We start from the raw sequence: 20,490 nt of genomic DNA on the forward strand, positions 1-20,490 counted from the left end.
GGGGCCATGACCTCGAACGACGGATCCGCTCCCGGCCCGCACGCCGGTCACCGGCGTGCGTTGGGGCGCGGCCCCGGCGCCGCCCCCGCCCCGCCGGCGCCGACGTCGGCACAGCCGTCACCGGCCCGTGCCGCGCCCCCGGAGCCGACTCCCGAGGACGTCGCAGCACCGCCGCCTGCCGCGCCCGCTGAGACGCCGCGCCCGGCGCCCGGGGGAGCCGAGGCGGCCGACGCCTGGGCGCCCGGCGCCGCTGTCACGGCCGGAGGAGTCGACGCGCCCGAAGCCGGGGCGCTCGGGGACGCCGTAGAGCCCGGAGGACTCCGGGCGGCCGGAGGAGTCGGGGCGCCTGGGGACACCGCACAGCCCGCAGGAGTCCGGGCGGCCGGGGGAGTCGGGGCGCCCGGGGACACCGCACAGCCCGGAAGAGTCCCGGCCGCCGGGGGAGTCGGGGCGTTCGCGGACGCCGAGGCGCCCCAAGGCGTCGTCGGGGACGGTGTCTTCACGGTGCGGCTGTCCAACTTCGAGGGGCCCTTCGACCTGCTGCTCCAGCTCATCTCCAAGCACAAGCTGGACGTCACCGAGGTCGCCCTGTCCAAGGTGACCGACGAGTTCATGGCGCACATCCGGGCCATGGGGCCGGACTGGGACCTGGACCAGACGACCGAGTTCCTCGTCGTGGCCGCCACGCTGCTCGACCTCAAGGCCGCCCGGCTGCTGCCCGCCGCCGAGGTGGAGGACGAGGCCGACCTCGCGCTGCTGGAGGCCCGTGACCTGCTGTTCGCGCGGCTGCTCCAGTACCGCGCGTACAAGCAGATCGCCGACATCTTCAACCGGCGACTGGACGAGGAGGGCCGCCGCTACCCCCGTACCGTCGGCCTGGAGCCCGAGTACGCCGAGCTGCTGCCCGAGGTCGTCATCAGCATCGGACCCGAGGGGTTCGCCCGGCTCGCGGTCAAGGCGATGCAGCCCAGACCGAAGCCGCAGGTGTACGTCGACCACATCCACGCGCCGCTGGTCAGCGTGCAGGAGCAGGCCGGGATCATGGTGGCGCGGCTGCGGGAGCTGGGCGAGGCCGATTTCCGCACTCTGGTCGAGGACACCGACGACACCCTCACGATCGTGGCCCGCTTCCTCGCCCTGCTGGAGCTGTACCGCGAGAAGGCCGTCGCCCTCGAACAGGAGACGGCGCTCGGCGAGCTGACCGTGCGCTGGACCGGCGGGGAGGGGAACGCGGCGCCGGTGGTCACCGACGAGTTCGACCGGCCGCCCGAGGACCCGAAGAAGCCCGAAGATCCGAAGAAGCCCGAGGACCCGAAGGAGAAGGAGACGAGGAAGCCGTGAGCGAGCAGACCGCCCAGGCCCCTGCGGCCGTAGCCGCCCTCGACCTCAGACCCGCCCTGGAGGCCGTCCTCATGGTCGTGGACGAACCCGCGACCGAGGAGCAGTTGGCGAAGACGCTCCAGCGGCCCCGGCGGCAGGTCGCCGACGCGTTGCGCGCGCTGGCCGACGAGTACACCGCTCAGGGGCGCGGCTTCGAGCTGCGGCTGATCGCGGGCGGCTGGCGCTACTACACCCGCCCCGCGTACGCGGCGGCCGTCGAGGGCTTCGCGCTGGACGGCCAGCAGGCCCGGCTGACCCAGGCCGCGCTGGAGACCCTGGCGGTGGTCGCCTACCGGCAGCCGGTCAGCCGCAGTCGGGTCTCGGCGGTGCGCGGAGTCAACTGCGACGGCGTGATGCGCACCCTGCTCCAGCGCGGCCTGGTCGAGGAGGCGGGCGCGGAACCTGAAACAGGTGCGATCCTGTACAGGACGACGAACCACTTCCTGGAGCGGATGGGCCTGCGCGGTCTGGACGAGCTCCCGGAGCTCGCGCCCTTCCTCCCGGAGGCGGAGGCGATCGAGGCCGAGACCCAGGAGGGGGTGCCGTCGTTCGACCCGGACGCACCCGATGACGGCCCGGGGGGCCCCGGCACCGTCCGGGGATTCGACGACGCAGACGATCAGACGGACATGTGATGCGAAGCAGCGGCAGGAACGGCGGACAGGGCGGGCGCGGCGACTACCGCGGCGGCAGCGGCAGCGGCAGCGGCGGCAGCGGCGGTGGGAGGGCCGACAAGCAGGGGCAGAAGGGGCAGGAACGCCCCCGCAAGCCCCGCCCCGAGGAGCGCCGCTACGACGTGGGCCCCGGCGCCACGGCGGACGGACCGAAGTCGGGGCGCGGCGGCGCGGCCCGCGGCGGCGCCAAGGGCGGCCCGAAGCGCGGCCAGCCCCAGGGCGGCCGCACGGCGCCCGCGCGCTCCCGCGAGTACGAGGCGCGCGCCGAGGAGCGCAACCGCGAGCGGTACGCGGAGAAGAAGGACGTCAAGCCGCCCAAGACCTTCCCGGGCGCCGAGCAGGAGGGCGAGCGGCTCCAGAAGGTGCTCGCCCGCGCCGGTTACGGCTCGCGCCGCGCCTGCGAGGAGCTGATCGAGCAGGCCCGGGTCGAGATCAACGGCGAGATCGTGCTGGAGCAGGGCCGCCGCGTCGACCCGGAGAAGGACGAGGTCAAGGTCGACGGCCTGACCGTGGCGACGCAGTCGTTCCAGTTCTTCTCGCTGAACAAGCCCCCGGGCGTCGTCTCCACCATGGAGGACCCGGAGGGCCGGCAGTGCCTGGGCGACTACGTCACCAACCGGGAGACCCGGCTCTTCCACGTCGGCCGGCTGGACACCGAGACCGAGGGCGTCATCCTGCTCACCAACCACGGCGAGCTGGCGCACCGCCTCACCCACCCCAGGTACGGCGTGAAGAAGACCTACCTCGCGCACATCGTCGGGCCGATCCCGCGCGACCTCGGCAAGCGCCTCAAGGACGGCATCCAGCTCGAGGACGGCTACGCGCGCGCGGACCACTTCCGGGTCGTGGAGCAGACCGGCAAGAACTACCTGGTCGAGGTCACGCTGCACGAGGGCCGCAAGCACATCGTGCGCCGCATGCTGGCCGAGGCCGGCTTCCCGGTCGACAAGCTGGTCCGCACCGCCTTCGGGCCGATCACCCTCGGCGACCAGAAGTCCGGCTGGCTGCGCCGCCTGTCCAACACCGAGGTCGGCATGCTGATGCAGGAAGTCGAACTCTGAGCGCTGAGTTCTGAGCCCTGCCGCCGGGCCTCTGCCGTCAGGCCCCGGTGCGGCCGGGACGCGTACCGCCCGGGGCCGGGCGGTACGCGTCCCGACCGCACCGGGGCGCAGGCCCTGTACGTCCCCGTACCGGGCCCAGGACCCCAGGGCCCGGTGCCCCCGGCGGGCCGGGCGGCGGGCTCGCGGGGCTGGCGCCGCGACCCGGTCCGGGCCCCGAACCAGGTCCGCAGACCGTGGTCCGTGGTCCGTGGGCCGCGTCCGCGTGCTGTGGGCCGTAGGGGAGCGTGCGGGGAGGCTCAGGCCAGGCGGATGGACGTGCCCTGCACCGTGATCTTCCGCTCGGCCAGCGGCCGTTCCGCCGGGCCGTTCGCCACCGAGCCGTCGGTGATGTGGTAGCGGCTGCCGTGGCAGGGGCAGTCGATGGTGCCGTCGGCGACCTCGGCCACCGTGCAGCCCTGGTGGGTGCAGATCGCCGAGAACGCCTTGAACCGGCCCTTCGCCGGCTGGGTCACCACGACCTTCTGGTCCGCGAAGACCTTGCCGCCGCCCTCCGGGATGTCGGAGACGTCCGCCAGCTTCTTCGCCGCGCCCGAGGCGGCCGCCGAGGCGCCGGCGGACGGGACGGTCCCGGCGGCGGACGTCCCGGCGGGGGACGGTTCGGAGGAGGCCGCGGCGGAGTTCTGGGCGCCGCCGTCCGTGCTGCCGCATCCCGCCGCCGCGAGTGCCACCGCACTCGTGGCCAGAACCGTGCGTCGCGTCGAACCGTGGGTCATGGGGTCGCTCCGTGGGTGACGAGAGAAAGACGCTGAAGAGAGCAATCGAGCACCCGTATCTTCGCATTCCGGGCATGCAGGACGAAGTAAATCGGATGCAAGTGCCACAAAAGGGCTACGCGCGGTCGCCGCGGGCCGTCTCAGCGAGCGGGCGGCCGCGCGCCCCTCACGGGCGGCCTGACTAGGCTGGACGCCCGAGAGTCGACACACCTCAGCAAGGAGCAGCGCCGTGGCGGTACGAGCGGTCCGGGGGGCCGTCCCACTGGAGCGGGACGAGGCCGGTCACATGAAAGAGCAGGTGGAGGCCCTGCTCACCGCCGTCCTGGAGCGCGACGACCTCACCGTCGACGACCTGATCAGCATCTGGTTCACGGCCACGCCCGACCTGCACAGCGAGTTCCCGGCCGCCGCCGCCCGCGGGCTGGGCATCGTCGACGTGCCGCTGATCTGCGCGGCGGAACTGGACGTCGGGGGGGCGATGCCCCGCGTGGTGCGCGTCCTCGCGCACGTCGAGTCCGACCGGCCGCGCACCGGGATCGCCCACGTCTGCCTCGGCGCCGCGGCCGCCCCGCGCGAGGACGTCGCCCCGTGAGGACCGCGCTCGTCATCGGCACCGGCCTGATCGGCACCTCCGCCGCCCTCGCCCTGACCCGGCGCGGGGTGCGCGTGCACCTGGCCGACCACGACCCTGAGCAGGCCCGGACCGCGGCGGCGCTGGGCGCCGGCACCGACGAGGCGCCGGAGGGGCCCGTCGACCTCGCGATCGTGGCCGCCCCCCCGGCGCACGTGGCCGAAGCGCTCGCCGACGCCCTGCGCCGGGGCCTGGCCCGTGGCTACCTGGACGTCGCCAGCGTCAAGGGCGGCCCGCGCCGGGAACTCCAGGCGCTCGGCCTGGACCTCGCCCGCTACATCGGCACCCACCCCATGGCGGGCCGCGAGAAGTCCGGCCCGCTGGCCGCCACCGCCGACCTGTTCGAGGGCCGCCCCTGGGTGCTCACCCCGACCCGCGACACCGACACCGAGGTGCTCAACCTCGCCCTGGAACTGGTCTCGCACTGCCGGGCGGTCCCGGTCGTCATGGACGCCGACGCCCACGACCGCGCCGTGGCGCTGGTCTCCCACATGCCGCACCTGGTCTCCAGCATGGTCGCCGCGCGCCTGGAGCACGCCGAGGAGGCGGCGGTGCGGCTGAGCGGCCAGGGCATCAGGGACGTGACCCGGATCGCCGCCTCGGACCCGCGGATGTGGATCGACATCCTGTCCGCGAACCCCGGCCCGGTCGCCGACCTGCTCTCCGACGTCGCCGCCGACCTGGAGGACGCCGTCCGCGCCCTGCGCGCGCTCCAGTCCTCCGACGAGGACAAGCGCCGCGAGGGCAGCGCGGGCATCGAGGACGTGCTGCGGCGGGGCAACGCGGGCCAGGTCCGGGTCCCCGGCAAGCACGGGTCCGCGCCCCGGACGTATGAGGTGGTGACCGTGCTCATCGACGACCAGCCCGGCCAGCTCGCCCGGATCTTCGCGGACGCCGGGACGGCCGGGGTCAACATCGAGGACGTGCGCATCGAGCACGCCACCGGGCAGCAGGCGGGCCTGATGCAGCTCACGGTCGAGCCGACGGCGGCGCCGGTGCTCACGGCGGCCCTGCGGGAGCGGGGCTGGGCGATCCGCCAGTAGCACGGGCGGCCCGGCCGCGGGGAGGGCATCCGGCCGCAAGAAGGGCCTCGGGGAGCCAGTAACCTTGTGTCGGGGCGTTTCCGCTCCCCGACACCCGCCCCTCACCCTTCACCAGGAAGGTGCCCCGCTGTGGAAAACGGCGCCGCCCGGACCGCCCCGCCCGTCATCGTCGCCATCGACGGCCCCTCGGGCACGGGCAAGTCCAGCACGTCCAAGGCCGTGGCCGCGCAGCTCGGCCTGAGCTACCTGGACACCGGCGCCCAGTACCGGGCGATCACCTGGTGGATGGTGACCAACGGGATCGACATAGACGACCCCACGGCGATCGCCGCCGTGGCAGGCAAGGCCGAGATCGTCTCCGGCACCGACCCCGCCGCGCCGACGATCACCGTCGACGGCGTGGACGTGGCCGCCGCGATCCGCACCCAGGAGGTCACCGGCCAGGTCAGCGCGGTCAGCGCCGTGCCCGAGGTGCGGGCCCGGATCACCGAGTTGCAGCGCTCCCTTGCCTCCGGCGCCGAGGACGGCATCGTCGTCGAGGGCCGCGACATCGGCACCACGGTGCTCCCGGACGCCGACCTGAAGGTCTTCCTCACCGCCTCCCCGGAGGCCCGCGCGGCCCGCCGCAGCGGCGAGCTGAAGGGCGCCGACGTCGCCGCGACCCGCGAGGCCCTGATCAAGCGGGACGCGGCCGACTCCGGCCGCAAGACCTCCCCGCTGGCCAAGGCCCGTGACGCGGTCGAGGTGGACACCACCGACCTCACGCTGGCCCAGGTCATCGAGTGCGTCGTCACCCTCGTCGAGGAGAAGCGGGCCGCGAAGTGAGCCTTCCGTCCGAGCGGGGCGCCGAGGTCGGGCGGCGCATCGGCGTCGGCCTGATGTACGGGCTGTGGCGTCCGCGCGTGCTCGGCGCCTGGAGGACGCCGGCCGCCGGCCCGGTGATCTTCGCCGTGAACCACTCGCACAACATCGACGGCCCGATGGTCATGGGCGTGGCGCCCCGGCCGACGCACTTCCTGATCAAGAAGGAGGCGTTCGTCGGCCCGCTGAACCCCTTCCTGACCGGCATCGGCCAGCTCAAGGTGGACCGCCGGGCCGTCGACCGCACGGCGATCTCCCAGGCGCTCGGCGTCCTGGAGCAGGGCGGGGCGCTGGGCATCTTCCCGGAGGGCACCCGCGGCGAGGGCGACTTCGCCTCGCTGCGCGCCGGACTCGCCTACTTCGCGGTGCGCAGCGGGGCGCCGATCGTGCCGGTCGCCGTGCTGGGCAGCGCCGAGCGGCCCGGACGGCTGATCAAGGCGCTGCCGCCGCTGCGCTCGCGGGTGGACGTCGTCTTCGGCGACCCGTTCGAGGCGGGCGACGGCAGCGGCCGGCGCACCCGCGCGGCGCTGGACGAGGCGACCGAGCGGATCCGCAAGCAGCTCGCCGGCCACCTGGAAAACGCCAGGCGCCTCACCGGGCGCTAAGCGACACTTGAGTAGTGGAACCGCCCGAGCAGGGAGTTCCACCGATCACCACGATGAACGACGAGGTACGGACTTCATGAACGACCAGAACCAGCCCGACGGCTCGGCCGAGCACGAGTACGAGCACGGGGCGCTCGGCGACGCCGAGTACGCGGAGTTCATGGAGCTAGCCGCGGAGGAGGGCTTCGACCCCGAGGACGTGGAAGGCGCCATCGAGGCCGCCGGACACGGCCCGCTCCCCGTGCTCGCCGTCGTCGGCCGCCCCAACGTCGGCAAGTCGACTCTGGTGAACCGCATCATCGGCCGCCGCGAGGCGGTCGTCGAGGACAAGCCGGGCGTCACCCGGGACCGGGTCACCTACGAGGCCGAGTGGGCGGGCCGGCGCTTCAAGGTCGTCGACACCGGCGGCTGGGAGCAGGACGTCCTCGGCATCGACGCCTCCGTGGCCGCCCAGGCCGAGTACGCCATCGAGGCCGCCGACGCCGTGGTCTTCGTCGTCGACGCCAAGGTCGGCGCCACCGACACCGACGAGGCGGTGGTCCGGCTGCTGCGCAAGGCCGGCAAGCCCGTGGTGCTGGCCGCCAACAAGGTGGACGGCCTGAGCGGCGAGGCCGACGCCGCCTCCCTGTGGTCGCTGGGCCTCGGCGAGCCGCACCCGGTCTCCGCGCTGCACGGCCGGGGCACCGGCGACATGCTGGACCGCGTCCTGGAGGCGCTGCCGGAGGCCCCGCGCGAGACGTTCGGCGGGGTCGGCGTCGGCGGCCCGCGCCGGGTGGCCCTCATCGGCCGCCCGAACGTCGGCAAGTCCTCCCTGCTCAACAAGGTGGCCGGCGAGGAGCGCGTCGTCGTCGACAAGCTGGCCGGCACCACCCGCGACCCGGTGGACGAGCTGATCGAGCTGGGCGGCAAGACCTGGAAGTTCGTCGACACCGCAGGCATCCGCAAGCGCGTCCACCTCCAGCAGGGCGCCGACTACTACGCCTCGCTGCGCACCGCGGCCGCCGTGGAGAAGGCCGAGGTCGCCGTCATCCTGATCGACGCCTCCGAGTCGGTCTCCGTGCAGGACCAGCGGATCATCACCATGGCCGTGGAGGCCGGCCGCGCGCTGGTCGTCGCCTACAACAAGTGGGACACCCTCGACGAGGAGCGCCGCTACTACCTGGAGCGGGAGATCGAGACCGAGCTGGCGCAGATCGCCTGGGCGCCGCGGGTGAACGTCTCGGCGCGCACCGGGCGGCACATGGAGAAGCTGGTCCCGGCGATCGAGACGGCCCTGGAGGGCTGGGAGACCCGGGTGCCCACCGGCCGCCTCAACGCCTTCCTGGGCGAGCTGGTCTCCGCCCACCCGCACCCGGTCCGGGGCGGCAAGCAGCCGCGCATCCTGTTCGGCACCCAGGCGGGCACCAAGCCGCCGCGGTTCGTGCTGTTCGCCTCCGGCTTCATCGAGGCGGGCTACCGGCGCTTCATCGAGCGCCGGCTGCGCGAGGAGTTCAGCTTCGAGGGCACGCCGATCCACCTCTCGGTGCGGGTGCGCGAGAAGCGCGGCGCGAAGAAGAAGTAGCCCACGACGGCGCCGGGCACGGCGAAGGGCGGCCCCCACTCTGCGGGGGCCGCCCTTCGCCGTTCACCTGCCGCGCGCCTCACACGCCGCGACGCGGGGCGGGCGGCAGCGCCGCCGGGACGTGCTGCGGCCCGTTCCCCTGCCGCCCGACGACGCCGATGCGCTGCCACTGGGCGTGCTGCTGCCCGGCGCCGTGCCGCAGGCCGTAGGCGCCGACGCTGTAGGCGACGTACGCGTGCGAGCCGGTGCTGTGCGGGAGGTTGCCGAACGCGACGAAACCCAGGTCCTCCTCGCCGGTGCGGTCGCCCGGCGGCGTGCGGTACGACTGCACGTACTCGGCGTAGAGCGCGTCGAAGATCGGCGTGGCCGAGGGGCCGCCCTGGGGGTTCTGGACCGGCCGCACGGACCGGATCGGCGGGTAGGACGGGCGGCGGGAGACGTCGTATGCGTGCACGTATGTCCAAACGAACCCGGACCGGAAGGGATGCGGCTCAGGTCCCGGCCAGCGGCAGCACGGCCCCCACCAGCCTGCCCGCCGCCGCGGCCCTGTCCAGGGCGTCGCGCAGCAGGTCCTCGCGCGGCTGGCGTCCGATGGAGCCCACCGGCGCCGCGCACAGCAGCACCTGCTGGTGCTTGTTGGCGGCGGCCCGCCAGCCGTCGCTGACCTGGAGCGGCTGGTGCGCCTGCCACCAGGCCGCCGACTGGCCGCCGTTCGCGTGCGGCTGGAGGACGGCGTGCAGTTGGCCCATGGCGAGCAGCACCGACCAGCCGTGCAGCACGGGCGGCACGGAGTCGAGGTGCGCCATGGGCTGGTAGCCCTGCTCGACGAGCAGCGTCAGGAACTCGTCGTGGGACCCGGTCGATCCCGGGCGCACGATGGGCGCGGTCGGCTCGACGACCAGCGCGGGGTGCAGCTCGCCGGCGATCAGGATGAGTCCGCTGGTCACGCCGAGGACGGCCTGCTCGGTCGCCGCCCGCGGCTGGGGCGCCTGCTGCTGGGGCACGCCCTGCGCGGGCGGGGCGCCGGGGGCGTCGGCGTTGATGGAGCGGACCGCGCCCCGCAACTGGTCCTCGGTGACCTGGACGACCTGCGAGGGCAGGCAGGTGGCGTGGGCGAAGGCCAGGACGGCGGTCTCGTCCCCCACGAACAGGACGGTGCTGGTCCGCTCCTGTGCGGAGTCGCCGGGGGTGCGGCAGGACGTGCAGTCGTAACTGCCCGGGGCGTTCTCTCCGGCGACCAGCCGGTCTGCTTCTTCGTCGCCGATCTCGGCGCGGACGGCGTCGCTGACGTCGAGCATGCGCGGCACGGGCGGGCTCCCTCGGGATGCGTGCGTGGCGGCGCCGGGTGGCTCCCGGCCCCGGGAGCCGGGGAGGTCCCCGGCTCATGAAGAAGACAACGGGCGATCTGTGGCGGGAGTCACGCCCTGCGGGATACGGAATCGAACCATCCTGCGCACACGGTCACGAGCGCGCCGGAATCCGGCACTCACCGTCAACTCGGCGGATGTCAAGAGGTGTTGGTCAGGTGAAGTGAGTCACACGGACATCGTGCTCTTGGTCGACAAATCAGGAAATCAGGCAATGAAGTGGGTGGCCGGAAAAAGACGATACCTGCGGTAACCGTCAACTGGCCTGCTGCGAAGGGGCGTTGCTTGATCCGTGCTCCACAAGTTCCTTACATTCCTCCGCCGTGTGCACCGAGCACCGCCCGGGAACGCCCGCCGACCGCACTGCCCAGCACGTCCAGCACGACCCCAGCCGGCGGGCGGGGCGAGCGCGCCGACCGCGTCTCCGCGCGGCAGGCGCGTCCCGTCCTGGGGGACCCCGGGTCCTCAGAAGGGGATCTTCATGTCCGATTGTGCCCATACCCACGCCGCTGCCCGCACCGGCGCCCCGCGCGACGGCGTCCGCAGGACGCGCGGCGCCGCGGTCCTCGCCGGAGCGGCCCTGCTCGCCCCGCTCGGGCTGCTGGCCGCGTCCGGCGACGCCCAGGCCGCCGACGGCGGCGTGTGGGACCGCATCGCCCGGTGCGAGAGCGGCGGCGACTGGCACATCAACACCGGCAACGGCTACTACGGCGGACTCCAGTTCGCCGCCGGCACCTGGCGCGCCTACGGCGGCGCCGCCTACGCGGGCCGCGCCGACCTGGCCACCCGGTCCCAGCAGATCGCCGTGGCCGCCCGGGTCCAGCAGGCCCAGGGCTGGGGCGCGTGGCCGGTCTGCTCGGCGCGGGCGGGGGCGTCCGGGACCGCCCCGGCGGCGCGCCCGGCCTCGTCCGGGACGGCGCACGCCTCGCAGCAGCGGGAGAAGACCTACAAGTCCCGCACGTCGTACGAGTCGGCGCGCCGGGCGGCGCACGAGCAGCCCCTGCGCTCCGCGCGGCACGCGGCCCCGGTCCGGCAGGCGGGCGGCACGGACCGCGGCGCCTCCCACGGCGTGTACACCGTGCGCGCCGGCGACACCCTCAGCCGCATCGCCGCCCGGCACGGCAGCACCTGGCAGCGGCTCTTCGCCGCCAACAGGGCCGTCATCGGCGACGATCCCGACCTGATCGTGCCGGGACAGCGCCTGGCGCTCTGAGCCGTCGCGGTCCCCGCCCGTCACCGGACCGGGCGGGGACCGCCCGCCCACACCCGCGTGGCCGCCCCCGCACCCGCCTTCAGGGCCGCGCGGCGGGCAGGCCGCGTGCGGAAACGGTGAATTTCCTGTGACGCGCCGGGCTGCTCCCGCCCCGCCGAATGACGGCCGCGCCGCGGCGCAATGGCCCGCCGCTCGCGCCCGGCGGAGGGAAAGGCTTCCGCTCTCCGAAACTTTCCAGCGAACTATTCCGCGCGCTGTGCCGGTGCACGGCAATTGAGTTCGAATACCCGCGAAAGGGGGAGGGAACACGCCTTGAAACTGACGGAGTTCGGCCATCGTGGGCGCTCGCGCTCCTGTGACGGACGTGTGACGGAGCGAACTCGCCCCCAGCCTGGTCCGGCGCCCGGCCGACGGGCTTTCGCGCTACCGGGACCAGGGCCTAGCGTGGCGGTATGGCCCCGATTCCCACTCCGCCCGCGGAGCCCCAGGACAGTCCGGAAGCGTACGTCGGCCTGGAGGCCGAGCGGGCCGAACAGCTCGCCCGCGAACAAGGCTGGTCCACGGTCCGGTCACTGCCGCCGGGCACGGTCATCACCATGGAGTACCGGACCGGCCGGATGAACTTCGAGGTCAGGGACGGCCGGGTGGCGCGCGCCTGGAAGGGCTGACCTGACCCCGGCCGATCCCTGACCCCTTGTCGCTGATCCTTGATCGCTCCAGGTCGTCTTCCGAGATCCCGGACGGCCCCCGGCGCGCCCCGAACCGTCCCAGAGCCGCCGTCCGGCGGCCCGCCCGTCAGGAGCGGGCTCCGTCCGTCAGGACCGGGCCGCGGAGGTGGCGCCGCGCACCACGCGGTCGGGCGGCTGCGGCCGGCGGCTTCCGGTCGGGGTGACGGGAGTGCGCTCGGATCGGGCCGTGTGCCCCTGCGCGAAGTGGAACGGACTCCGGGACGCGCGGGCGGCGCCGACCGTCTCGCGGACGGTGGACGCCGCCTCCGCGGCGGCCGCCGAAGGCGCGAGCGCCGCGGACGACCCCACCGGGGCGGCGGCGGGCGCGGGCGCCGGCGCGCGTACGGGCGCACGGCGGCCGAGGCGGTCGCGCCCCCGGTCGCGCAGCTCGAAGAGGGCCTGCTCGACCCGTGCGATCAGCGGCTCGCACCAGGGCAGCGCCAGCATGATCAGCACACCGGCGGCCCAGCCGAGCAGCACGTCGCTGAGCCAGTGCGTCCCCAGGTAGACGGTGGTGAGGCCGACCCCGAGCGCGGTCATCGCGGACAGCGCCGACAGCCAGCGCCGAGCCCTCGGGGTAGAGGCCAGATAAGCCAGGATGCCCCAGGTGACCACGGCGTTCGCGGTGTGGCCGCTGGGAAATATATCGCCGCCCAGCCCCATCTCGTTCGAGCCGATGACGGTGGCGTAGTGCGGTCCGAGGCGTCCCATGCCGAGTTTCGCGGCGCCGACCGTCGCGTTCAGCAGCAGCAGCGCGGTCGCGAGGGTGAGCAGGGGGCGCAGGGTGTGCTGCCGCCAGGAGCGCCAGCCCAGCCAGGAGGCGATCATCACGGCGGTGGGGCCGCGCTGGCCCAGCACCACGTAGTAGTCGAGGAACGCGTGGATCTGCGGCCACTGCTGGTACGGGCGGAAGAACATGACCTGCCAGTCCAGCCGGACCAGCCAGGAGGTCGTCACCACGGCCCAGACGATCGCCAGGTAGAAGGCCAGGGTCGACGAGAACAGCACGACCCGGTGCCGGCTCATGGTCGGCATGTCGAGGTGCGCCGGCCGGTGCCGCTCACGGTCCAGCCTGGCGAACACCCGGTCCAGGCGGGCGAGGGTTCCTTCGATACGCACCTAATCGACGTTACAGCGAGTGAGCTGTGTTCCCGGACGAATCACAGGGTTTGTGATGACGATGTGATGTGGGATTGCTCTCAACGGGCCTTTATTTCCACGGATTCCGTAATCCGCGCGCCCTCCGGCCTGCATTTACTTTGATCATTCCGTCAGGTTCTTATCTCGCGCTTATCAATACGGCGACGCGAACGCGCGCCCCGAATTCACCGCGTGTACACGGCGAGTCCGGGCCCGCTCCAGGCGCCGGTCAGGGCGGCCCCGAACCGTTCAGCCAGAACGCCCCGTACACCGCCGAGGCCGCCGCGACGCCCCCCACCGTCAGCGCCGCCCGCCCCACCCGGGCCCGGCCCAGCGTCGCCGCGAGGGGCAGCAGCAGCGGGAAGGCGGGCAGCAGCAGACGCGGCTTGGAGCCGAAGTAGCTGGACGCGCACAGCGCCAGCGCGGTCACCGCGCCGGTGTACACGAGCAGCGGCAGCGGCTGTCCCTGCCGCACTCCGAGGACGTACAGCCAGATCACCAGGCCGACCCCGAGCAGCAGCGCGAGCCCGGCCAGGGCCGAGGGGAAGGCGGTGAGACGGGCGGCGACGAAGCGGGCGAACGCGTAGCCGCCGTCGAAGCCGTTGCGCCAGCCCGCCTGGACGTCGAGATAGCCGAAGAGGCCCCCGCCCGTGCGCCGGCCCACCCACAGGACGTAGCCGACGGCGCCGAGCGGGGCGAGCAGCACGCCGAGGAGGCGACGGGCGAGGAGGCGGCGGGCGAGGGGGCCCGCCGGGACCTCGGCGGCGCCCGCGCCGTTCGCGCCGCACGGAGGCGCCGCGACGGCAGGGCGGCCGCAGAGCTTCCCGGCGCCGCGCGCGGACAGCTTCCCGGCGCCCGGGGAGGAGACGAGGGCCGCCGTCCAGACGGCGGCGACCACGGCGAGTCCGGCCGGCCGGGTCAGCCCGGCGAGCACGGCCACCGCGCCCGCGCTCACCCAGCGGCCGGTCAGCGCGCAGTACAGCGACCAGGCGGCGAGCGCGGTGAACAGCGACTCGCTGTACGCCATCGACTGCACGATCCCCACCGGCAGCGCCGCCCACAGCAGCACGGCCCACACCCCGACGCGCCCGTCCGCCGCCGCCCGGCCCAGGCCGCGTCCCGCCCCCGAGTCCTCCGGTCCCGTCGGCTCTCCCGGCCGTCCCGGCTGCCTCGGCCGTCCCCCCGGCCGACCCCCTCTTCTGTAGACGTGATCGACCACCGCGAAGATCCCCCACGCCGCGGCCGGCGAGGCGAGCGCGGAGACGGCGAAGCCCGCGTCCGCGTACGACAGCGGGCCCACCGAGGCGAGCAGCCGCTCCAGCCGCGGCAGCAGCGGAAAGAACGCCAGGTCGGAGTGGACGTCGCCGCTGGGCAGCCGCACCTCGTAGCCGTAGCCGCCCGCGGCGACCCGGGCGTACCAGAGGGAGTCCCAGCGGGCGGTCAGCAGGGTGTACGCGCTCCTGCCGCGCGCGGCGCTCCAGACGGCTAGGACCGCCAGGCCCAGGGCGCGGACGGCCGCGTACCCCAGCAGCGCGGGAGCGGCCCGGCGCAGGGCGGTGGGACGGACCGCCGCCGCGCGTGTCGCAAGATCGGTCACGGCCCCGATTATCGACCGGCGGTCCCCTCGCGCGGGCATCCGGACGGCGCGAGCGGGCAAGAGGAGTGGCATACGCCACACGGGCCGGGCCAGGAGTCTGAGAGGTGGGCCACAGGGGCCCGGCCGCTCCCTCGCGTACGCTGACGTGTCACTCACGCATCGCCGCGCGGCCGGAGACCACCGCTTCTCTCCCGCCGAGCCCCGGGGACGTCCCCCGCCCCGCGGGCCCGCCGATGGCGAGGGATCACCTGGGAGGTGCCTACATGTCCGGGACGACCACGGCCGCCGCACGCCTGCGCCGCTGGGCGGCCGGGGCCGGTGCGAACCGCTGGATCGTCCTGGTCGTGCTCTGCGCCAGCCTGCTGCTCGTCGCGGTGGACGCGACCGTGCTGCACGTGGCGGCGCCCGCCGTCACCGAGGACCTGCGGCCCAGCGGCATCGAACTCCTCTGGATCGTCGACACCTACCCTTTGGTCTGCGCGGCGCTGCTGATCCTCTTCGGCACGCTGGGCGACCGGGTGGGCCGCAGACGGATCCTGCTCCTCGGCTACGCACTCTTCGGCGTCGCCTCCGCCGTGGCCGCCTTCGCGCCCGACCCCCGCACGCTGATCCTCGCGCGAGGACTGCTCGGGGCCGGCGGCGCCATGATCATGCCGGCCACGCTGTCGATCCTGCGGCAGGTCTTCCCCGACCGGCGCGAGCGCGCGCTCGCGATCGGCGTGTGGAGCGCGGTCGCCGCGGTGGGCGCGGCGATCGGGCCGCTGCTCGGCGGGTTCCTCCTGGAGCACTTCTGGTGGGGGTCGGTCTTCCTCGTCAACATTCCGCTGATGCTGGTCAGCCTGCCGGTGGGCCGGCTGCTGCTGCCGGAGTCGACGGGGGAGCGGGACGGGCCCTGGGACGTGGCCGGCGCGCTGATGGCGGCGATCGGGCTGTTCTCCGCGGTGCTGGGCGTCAAGCAGCTCGGCGGCGGCCGGTTCGGCCCGCTCGCCGCCGCGTCGCTGCTGGTGGGCGCGGTGCTGCTGACGGCGTTCGTCCGGCGGCAGCGGCGCCGCGCGCATCCGCTGGTGGACCTCGGGATGTTCGCGCGGCCCGCGTTCGGCACGGCGGTGGGCTGCATCGTGCTGGCGATGCTGGCGCTGGTCGGCTTGGAGCTGATCGCCGCGCAGTACCTTCAGCTCGTGCTCGGGCTGTCGCCGCTGGACACGGGGCTGCGGCTGCTCCCGCTGACCCTCGCCGCGATGGCCGCGGGACTGGCGGGGGCCCGGGTGCTGCGCCGGTGGGGGCCGCGGCGGATGGTGTGCGCCGGCTTCTGCGTGACGGCCGCCGCCGTGGCGCTGCTGACCGCGATGGGCGGCAGGGACGACGAGCGGCTGCTGCTGTCCGGCTTCGTGCTGCTCGGCTTCGGCCTGGAGACCACGCTGTTCGGCGCCTACGAGTCGATGCTGAGCGAGGCGCCGGCCGCGTCGGCGGGCGGGGCGGCGGCGATCGGCGAGACCTCGTACCAGCTCGGCGGCGGCCTGGGCATCGCCCTGCTCGGCTCGGTGATGAACGCCGCCTACGCCCCCGGTGTCGCCGGGGTCCCCGGCGTCCCGGCGGGGGCGTCGGCCCAGGCGTCGCGTTCGCTGGGGGAGGCGTACGACGCGGCTCGGCGCCTGGGCGGACCCGCGGGCCAGGCGCTGCGCCGGGCCGCCCGCGACTCCTTCGTGCACGGGCTGCACGTGACGCTGCTGGTGAGCGCGGGACTGCTGCTCCTCGGCGCGCTGGCGGCGCTGCGGCTGCCCCGGACGATGCAGTGCGAGGACGCCGGGGACGGCGGGGGGAGCGGTGAGCCCGAGGCCGGGAAGGCCGGGGACGCCGGGAAGGCCGGTGGCACCGGGAAAGCCGGTGGCGCCGGGGGCCTCAAGGAGACCGGTGGCGTCGGGAAGGCCAGGGACGCCGGGGACCCCGAGGAGACCGGTGTCGCCGAGAAGACCGGGCGTCTGGAGGCTCACGAGGCGCAGGAGGGCGGCGGAGGCCGCGGCCGGGAGGACGGGGCGGCGGGGCTGTCCGTGCCGCGGGAGTCCGGGCGACCGCGCGTGTCCGCGTGAGGCCGGTCGGCGCAGCCATGCACGTGAGCCGGTCGAGGTGACCAGGCGCGTGCGGCCGGTCGAGGTGAGCGGGCGCGGGCGCGTCCGGTTGCGCGGCCGGTCGGGGTGGACGTGGGCGGCGCCGCGTCGTACCGTCGGGCCAGAGTCGCGTAACTAGCGGTGCTAGTTTAAGTCGCCGTCCCGGAGGGTGCCCCGCATGTCCTCGTCGTCGAAGCCGTCCCCGCCCCCGTTCGACCCCGCCGACCCCCTCGGGATCGACGACCTGCTGGAGCCGGAGGACCTCGCCGTCCGCGCCACCGTGCGCGGCTGGGCCGCGGACCGGGTGCTCCCGCACATCGCCGAGTGGTACGAGAACGGCGAGCTGCCCTCCGTGCGGGAGCTGGCGCGCGAACTGGGCTCTCTCGGCGCCCTCGGGATGTCGCTCGACGGGTACGGCTGCGCCGGGGCCAGCGCCGTGCAGTACGGGCTCGCCTGCCTGGAGCTGGAGGCGGCCGACTCCGGCATCCGCTCCCTGGTCTCGGTGCAGGGCTCCCTCGCCATGTACGCCGTCCACCGTTTCGGCAGCGAGGAGCAGAAGCAGCAGTGGCTGCCGCGTATGGCCGCGGGCGAGGTGATCGGCTGCTTCGGCCTCACCGAGCCCGACCACGGCTCGGACCCGGCGGCGATGACCACCCGCGCCAAGCGCGACGGCGGCGACTGGATCCTCGACGGCCGCAAGATGTGGATCACCAACGGCTCGGTGGCCGGGATGGCGGTCGTCTGGGCGCGCACCGACGACGGCGTGCGCGGGTTCCTCGTACCGGCCGGAACGCCCGGGTTCTCCGCCCCGGAGATCAAGCACAAGTGGTCCCTGCGGGCCTCGGTCACCAGCGAACTCGTGCTCGACGACGTCCGGCTGCCCGCCGACGCCGTGCTGCCCGGCGTGACCGGGCTGCGCGGACCGCTGAGCTGCCTCTCCCACGCCCGTTACGGCATCGTCTGGGGCGCCATGGGCGCGGCCCGCTCCTGCTTCGAGACGGCCGTCGACTACGCCAAGGGGCGCGAGCAGTTCGGCAGGCCCATCGGCGGATTCCAGCTCACCCAGGCCAAGCTCGCCGACATGGCGGTCGAGCTGCACAAGGGGATCCTGCTCGCGCACCACCTGGGGCGGCGCATGGACGCGGGACGCCTGCGTCCCGAGCAGGTCAGCTTCGGCAAGCTCAACAACGTGCGGGAGGCGATCGAGATCTGCCGCACGGCCCGCACCGTTCTGGGCGCGAACGGCATCTCGCTCGAATACCCCGTGATGCGGCACGCGACCAACCTGGAGTCGGTCCTCACCTACGAGGGCACCGTCGAGATGCACCAGCTCGTGCTGGGCAAGGCGCTCACCGGCCTCGACGCCTTCCGGTGAGCCCCAGGCGAGGCAGGGCCGGCGAGCGGCCCTGCCTCAGCTCTGGTTGAAGAAGCCGTCCGAGCGGTGCGCCCCCGGGTCGCCGCTGACGATCTCGGTGTCGGCGGGGGAGAGCAGGAACACCCGGGTGGACACCCGGTCGATCGAGCCGCGCAGCCCGAAGACCAGCCCGGCGGCGAAGTCCACCACGCGCTTGGCGTCCGTGGCCTCCATCGCGGTCAGGTTCATGATCACGGGCACGCCCTCGCGGAACAGCTCGCCGATGGCGCGCGCGTCGCGGAAGCTGTCCGGGGTCACCGTGCCGATCCGGCGGCCCTTGTCCTCGGCGGTGTCCGTCGCCACCTTGACCCGCGGGTCGGTGACCCAGGCGTCCCCGGACTCGGTGCCCTCGGAGTAGTCGTCGTCGTAGTAACGCTCGTCTTCGTTGTCGTCGACGAGGCCGAGCCACGCACTCGCCTTGCGTACCGATCCCATGGACGCCTCCTCTCACAGCGGTCTTTCTTGCTTTCCGCATCCCTATGGTCATCCATGATGCGGACGTCGCGCCAAGTGGATAGACGCCGCGCGGGGGGTTTGTGACGGTACTGGTGCACAGCCGATCCGTCGAGGGCCTTGTGCCCCAAGGGCTCTTTCCCACACCGCTACTGACTGTGAGTGAAATATGATTGTCCACGGCACACGGGTGAGTGACGGGGCGTACGGGTGAACGAGAGGTCTCCGCCGTGCCGCGGCACACGTCGTACGCACCGCGTGAGAGCGCATTGTGAGGAACCGTCAGGCTGTGCCGCCCACCGGCGCGGGGCGAGGCGACGGCGCATGGCGCGGGGCGACGGCGCATGGCGCGGGGTGACGGCGTACGGCATGAGGCGGCGGCGTACGGCGGGACGGCGTCGGTCCTCCCGGCGGCGCCCGACCGAAAGGCGCCCTTGCGCCGACCGGTCGTTCGGCCGAATACTCCCCCCACAGCGCTTGTCAGGGACACAACGTTTCTGGATCCGGATGGACGGGACGCTCCCTGGCTGCGCCTCACGGCCCCCGACCCCACGCGGGCCCCCGACTTCCTTTGTGGAGGAACGAAACGTGAGGATCAAGCGCACTTCCCCGCACCACGGCATCGCGAGACGGACTCGGCTGATCGCCGTCGCCTCCGGCCTCGTGGCCGCCGCCGCGTTCGCCGTCCCCAGCGCGAACGCGTCCGACAACAGCGCCTTCAGCGCCGCGCAGCTCACCGGCGCGAGCGCCTCGGTGCTCAAGGCGGACGTCCCCGGCACCGCCTGGGTGGTCGACAGCAGCACCCACCATGTGGTCGTCACCGCCGACAGCACGGTCAGCAAGGCCGAGATCGCCGCCATCAAGCGGCAGGCGGGCGCCGACGCCGGCGCTCTGACCATCAAGCGCACGTCCGGCCAGTTCAAGAAGCTGATCTCCGGCGGCGACGCGATCTACGCGGACAACTGGCGCTGCTCGCTGGGCTTCAACGTCCAGGACTCCAGCGGGAACTACTACTTCCTGACCGCCGGTCACTGCACCGACGGAGCGGGCTCCTGGTGGACGAGCACCTCGCACTCCACCACGCTCGGCACCACCGCCGGCTCCTCCTTCCCCGGCAACGACTACGGCATCGTGCGCTACACCAACGGCTCGGTGGCCAAGCCCGGCGCCGTGGGCAGCGTGGACATCAAGAGCGCCGCCACGCCTTCCGTCGGCACCACGGTCACCCGCCGCGGCTCCACGAGCGGCATCCACAGCGGCAAGGTCACCGCGCTCAACGCCACGGTCAACTACGGCAACGGCGACGTCGTGAGCGGCCTCATCCAGACCACGGTCTGCGCCGAGCCCGGCGACTCCGGCGGTCCGCTGTACTCCAACAGCGGCGTCGCCTACGGTCTCACCTCCGGCGGCAGCGGCGACTGCACCTCCGGCGGCACGACCTTCTTCCAGCCGGTGACCGAGGCGCTGAGCGCCTACGGGGTGCACGTCTACTGACGCACCCTCCCGGCGCCGGGCCGCGGGCACGGTCCGAACCGTGTGAACCGCCCCTGCGGCCCTCGCGGTCGAAGAGCCCCCGCACGCGACCAGCGTGCGGGGGCTCTGCCGTTGTCTGTGCCTTCGTCCCGCTCCGCGCGGTTCGCGGCTCCGCTCTGGAGGGGCGAGAACAAGACAGGACTAGACCTCACAGAGCGCACAACGGCTACTCGCGCGTAGTGTTTGCTGCGCGAACAACGACGTGGTGACCTCGGAAGGTCAAAGTGCCGCGGAGGCAACCGAGTTGTCGTACGCCCGTCCAGAACTCGACCTTGTGTGCCGACTGTGGGCCTCGGAATAGTGGGCGCTGTTCAACCCGCCTTCCGGTCCGTGAGGTCCCCACAACCTCCC

Annotated in this window: 19 protein-coding genes; 13 read left to right on the forward strand and 6 right to left on the reverse strand. The window is 73.7% G+C overall.

What is annotated here, in order from left to right; all coding sequences use genetic code 11:
- The first annotated feature begins 6 nt into the window (after positions 1-6).
- From ABZ861_RS07835 to ABZ861_RS07845, 3 genes are read left to right on the forward strand one after another with little or no spacing between them, the layout of a single operon-like run.
- Positions 7-1,341, forward strand: coding sequence for a segregation/condensation protein A (locus ABZ861_RS07835; protein ID WP_361625424.1), 1,335 nt, complete (start codon positions 7-9; stop codon positions 1,339-1,341).
- Positions 1,338-2,015, forward strand: coding sequence for an SMC-Scp complex subunit ScpB (gene scpB, locus ABZ861_RS07840; RefSeq protein ID WP_361625427.1), 678 nt, complete (start codon positions 1,338-1,340; stop codon positions 2,013-2,015). Before ABZ861_RS07835 ends, scpB begins: the two co-directional genes overlap by 4 nt.
- The gene (locus ABZ861_RS07845; RefSeq protein ID WP_361625430.1) at positions 2,015-3,115 is read left to right on the forward strand and encodes a pseudouridine synthase; all 1,101 of its coding nucleotides are present in this window, start codon (positions 2,015-2,017) and stop codon (positions 3,113-3,115) included. Before scpB ends, ABZ861_RS07845 begins: the two co-directional genes overlap by 1 nt.
- 296 nt (positions 3,116-3,411) lie before the next feature.
- Here ABZ861_RS07845 and ABZ861_RS07850 read toward each other — a convergent pair whose 3' ends face one another.
- The gene (locus ABZ861_RS07850) at positions 3,412-3,888 is read right to left on the reverse strand and encodes a Rieske (2Fe-2S) protein (protein WP_361625433.1); all 477 of its coding nucleotides are present in this window, start codon (positions 3,886-3,888) and stop codon (positions 3,412-3,414) included.
- A gap of 229 nt (positions 3,889-4,117) precedes the next feature.
- Here ABZ861_RS07850 and aroH point away from each other — a divergent pair, with 229 nt between their 5' ends.
- The 5 genes from aroH (at position 4,118) to der (ending at position 8,589) form a co-directional block, all read left to right on the forward strand.
- Complete coding sequence (gene aroH / locus ABZ861_RS07855) at positions 4,118-4,480, forward strand: chorismate mutase (RefSeq protein ID WP_361625436.1); 363 nt, start codon at positions 4,118-4,120, stop codon at positions 4,478-4,480.
- Entirely contained in the window at positions 4,477-5,562 is a 1,086-nt protein-coding gene (locus ABZ861_RS07860) for a prephenate dehydrogenase (protein ID WP_361625439.1), read from the forward strand. Before aroH ends, ABZ861_RS07860 begins: the two co-directional genes overlap by 4 nt.
- A gap of 129 nt (positions 5,563-5,691) precedes the next feature.
- Positions 5,692-6,387, forward strand: a complete 696-nt coding sequence (gene cmk, locus ABZ861_RS07865; RefSeq protein ID WP_361625442.1) for a (d)CMP kinase — start codon at positions 5,692-5,694, stop codon at positions 6,385-6,387.
- Between the two features lie 53 nt (positions 6,388-6,440).
- The gene (locus tag ABZ861_RS07870) at positions 6,441-7,028 is read left to right on the forward strand and encodes a lysophospholipid acyltransferase family protein (protein ID WP_361626199.1); all 588 of its coding nucleotides are present in this window, start codon (positions 6,441-6,443) and stop codon (positions 7,026-7,028) included.
- 76 nt (positions 7,029-7,104) lie between these two features.
- Positions 7,105-8,589: a ribosome biogenesis GTPase Der gene (gene der / locus ABZ861_RS07875; RefSeq protein WP_361625445.1), complete on the forward strand. Its 1,485-nt coding sequence runs from the start codon at positions 7,105-7,107 to the stop codon at positions 8,587-8,589.
- Between the two features lie 79 nt (positions 8,590-8,668).
- On the opposite strand, the gene ABZ861_RS07880 is transcribed toward der, so the two are convergent.
- The gene (locus ABZ861_RS07880; RefSeq protein ID WP_361625448.1) at positions 8,669-9,043 is read right to left on the reverse strand and encodes a hypothetical protein; all 375 of its coding nucleotides are present in this window, start codon (positions 9,041-9,043) and stop codon (positions 8,669-8,671) included.
- Between the two features lie 37 nt (positions 9,044-9,080).
- On the reverse strand, positions 9,081-9,896 hold the full coding sequence (locus tag ABZ861_RS07885) for a hypothetical protein (RefSeq protein WP_361625451.1): 816 nt from the start codon (positions 9,894-9,896) through the stop codon (positions 9,081-9,083).
- Between the two features lie 541 nt (positions 9,897-10,437).
- Here ABZ861_RS07885 and ABZ861_RS07890 point away from each other — a divergent pair.
- Positions 10,438-11,169, forward strand: coding sequence for a transglycosylase family protein (locus ABZ861_RS07890; protein WP_361625454.1), 732 nt, complete (start codon positions 10,438-10,440; stop codon positions 11,167-11,169).
- Positions 11,170-11,621: 452 nt separating this feature from the next.
- The gene (locus tag ABZ861_RS07895) at positions 11,622-11,837 is read left to right on the forward strand and encodes an I78 family peptidase inhibitor (RefSeq protein WP_361625457.1); all 216 of its coding nucleotides are present in this window, start codon (positions 11,622-11,624) and stop codon (positions 11,835-11,837) included.
- 147 nt (positions 11,838-11,984) lie between these two features.
- Here the strand turns inward: ABZ861_RS07895 and ABZ861_RS07900 are convergent, their stop codons facing one another.
- Complete coding sequence (locus ABZ861_RS07900) at positions 11,985-13,016, reverse strand: phosphatase PAP2 family protein (RefSeq protein WP_361625460.1); 1,032 nt, start codon at positions 13,014-13,016, stop codon at positions 11,985-11,987.
- Between the two features lie 250 nt (positions 13,017-13,266).
- On the reverse strand, positions 13,267-14,634 hold the full coding sequence (locus ABZ861_RS07905) for a hypothetical protein (RefSeq protein WP_361625463.1): 1,368 nt from the start codon (positions 14,632-14,634) through the stop codon (positions 13,267-13,269).
- A 263-nt stretch (positions 14,635-14,897) separates the two neighbouring features.
- Here ABZ861_RS07905 and ABZ861_RS07910 point away from each other — a divergent pair, with 263 nt between their 5' ends.
- Positions 14,898-16,721: an MFS transporter gene (locus tag ABZ861_RS07910; protein ID WP_361625466.1), complete on the forward strand. Its 1,824-nt coding sequence runs from the start codon at positions 14,898-14,900 to the stop codon at positions 16,719-16,721.
- 196 nt (positions 16,722-16,917) lie between these two features.
- A complete protein-coding gene (locus ABZ861_RS07915) occupies positions 16,918-18,114 on the forward strand; it encodes an acyl-CoA dehydrogenase family protein (RefSeq protein ID WP_361625469.1) in 1,197 nt (398 codons plus the stop codon).
- 36 nt (positions 18,115-18,150) lie between these two features.
- Here the strand turns inward: ABZ861_RS07915 and ABZ861_RS07920 are convergent, their stop codons facing one another.
- A complete protein-coding gene (locus ABZ861_RS07920) occupies positions 18,151-18,588 on the reverse strand; it encodes a cell division protein SepF (protein ID WP_361625472.1) in 438 nt (145 codons plus the stop codon).
- A 606-nt stretch (positions 18,589-19,194) separates the two neighbouring features.
- Here ABZ861_RS07920 and ABZ861_RS07925 point away from each other — a divergent pair.
- Entirely contained in the window at positions 19,195-20,100 is a 906-nt protein-coding gene (locus ABZ861_RS07925) for a S1 family peptidase (RefSeq protein ID WP_361625475.1), read from the forward strand.
- The last annotated feature ends 390 nt before the right edge of the window (positions 20,101-20,490 follow it).

The sequence above is a fragment of the Streptomyces sp. NPDC046985 genome (assembly GCF_040644415.1).
In the GTDB taxonomy this organism is placed as follows: Bacteria; Actinomycetota; Actinomycetes; order Streptomycetales; family Streptomycetaceae; genus Streptomyces.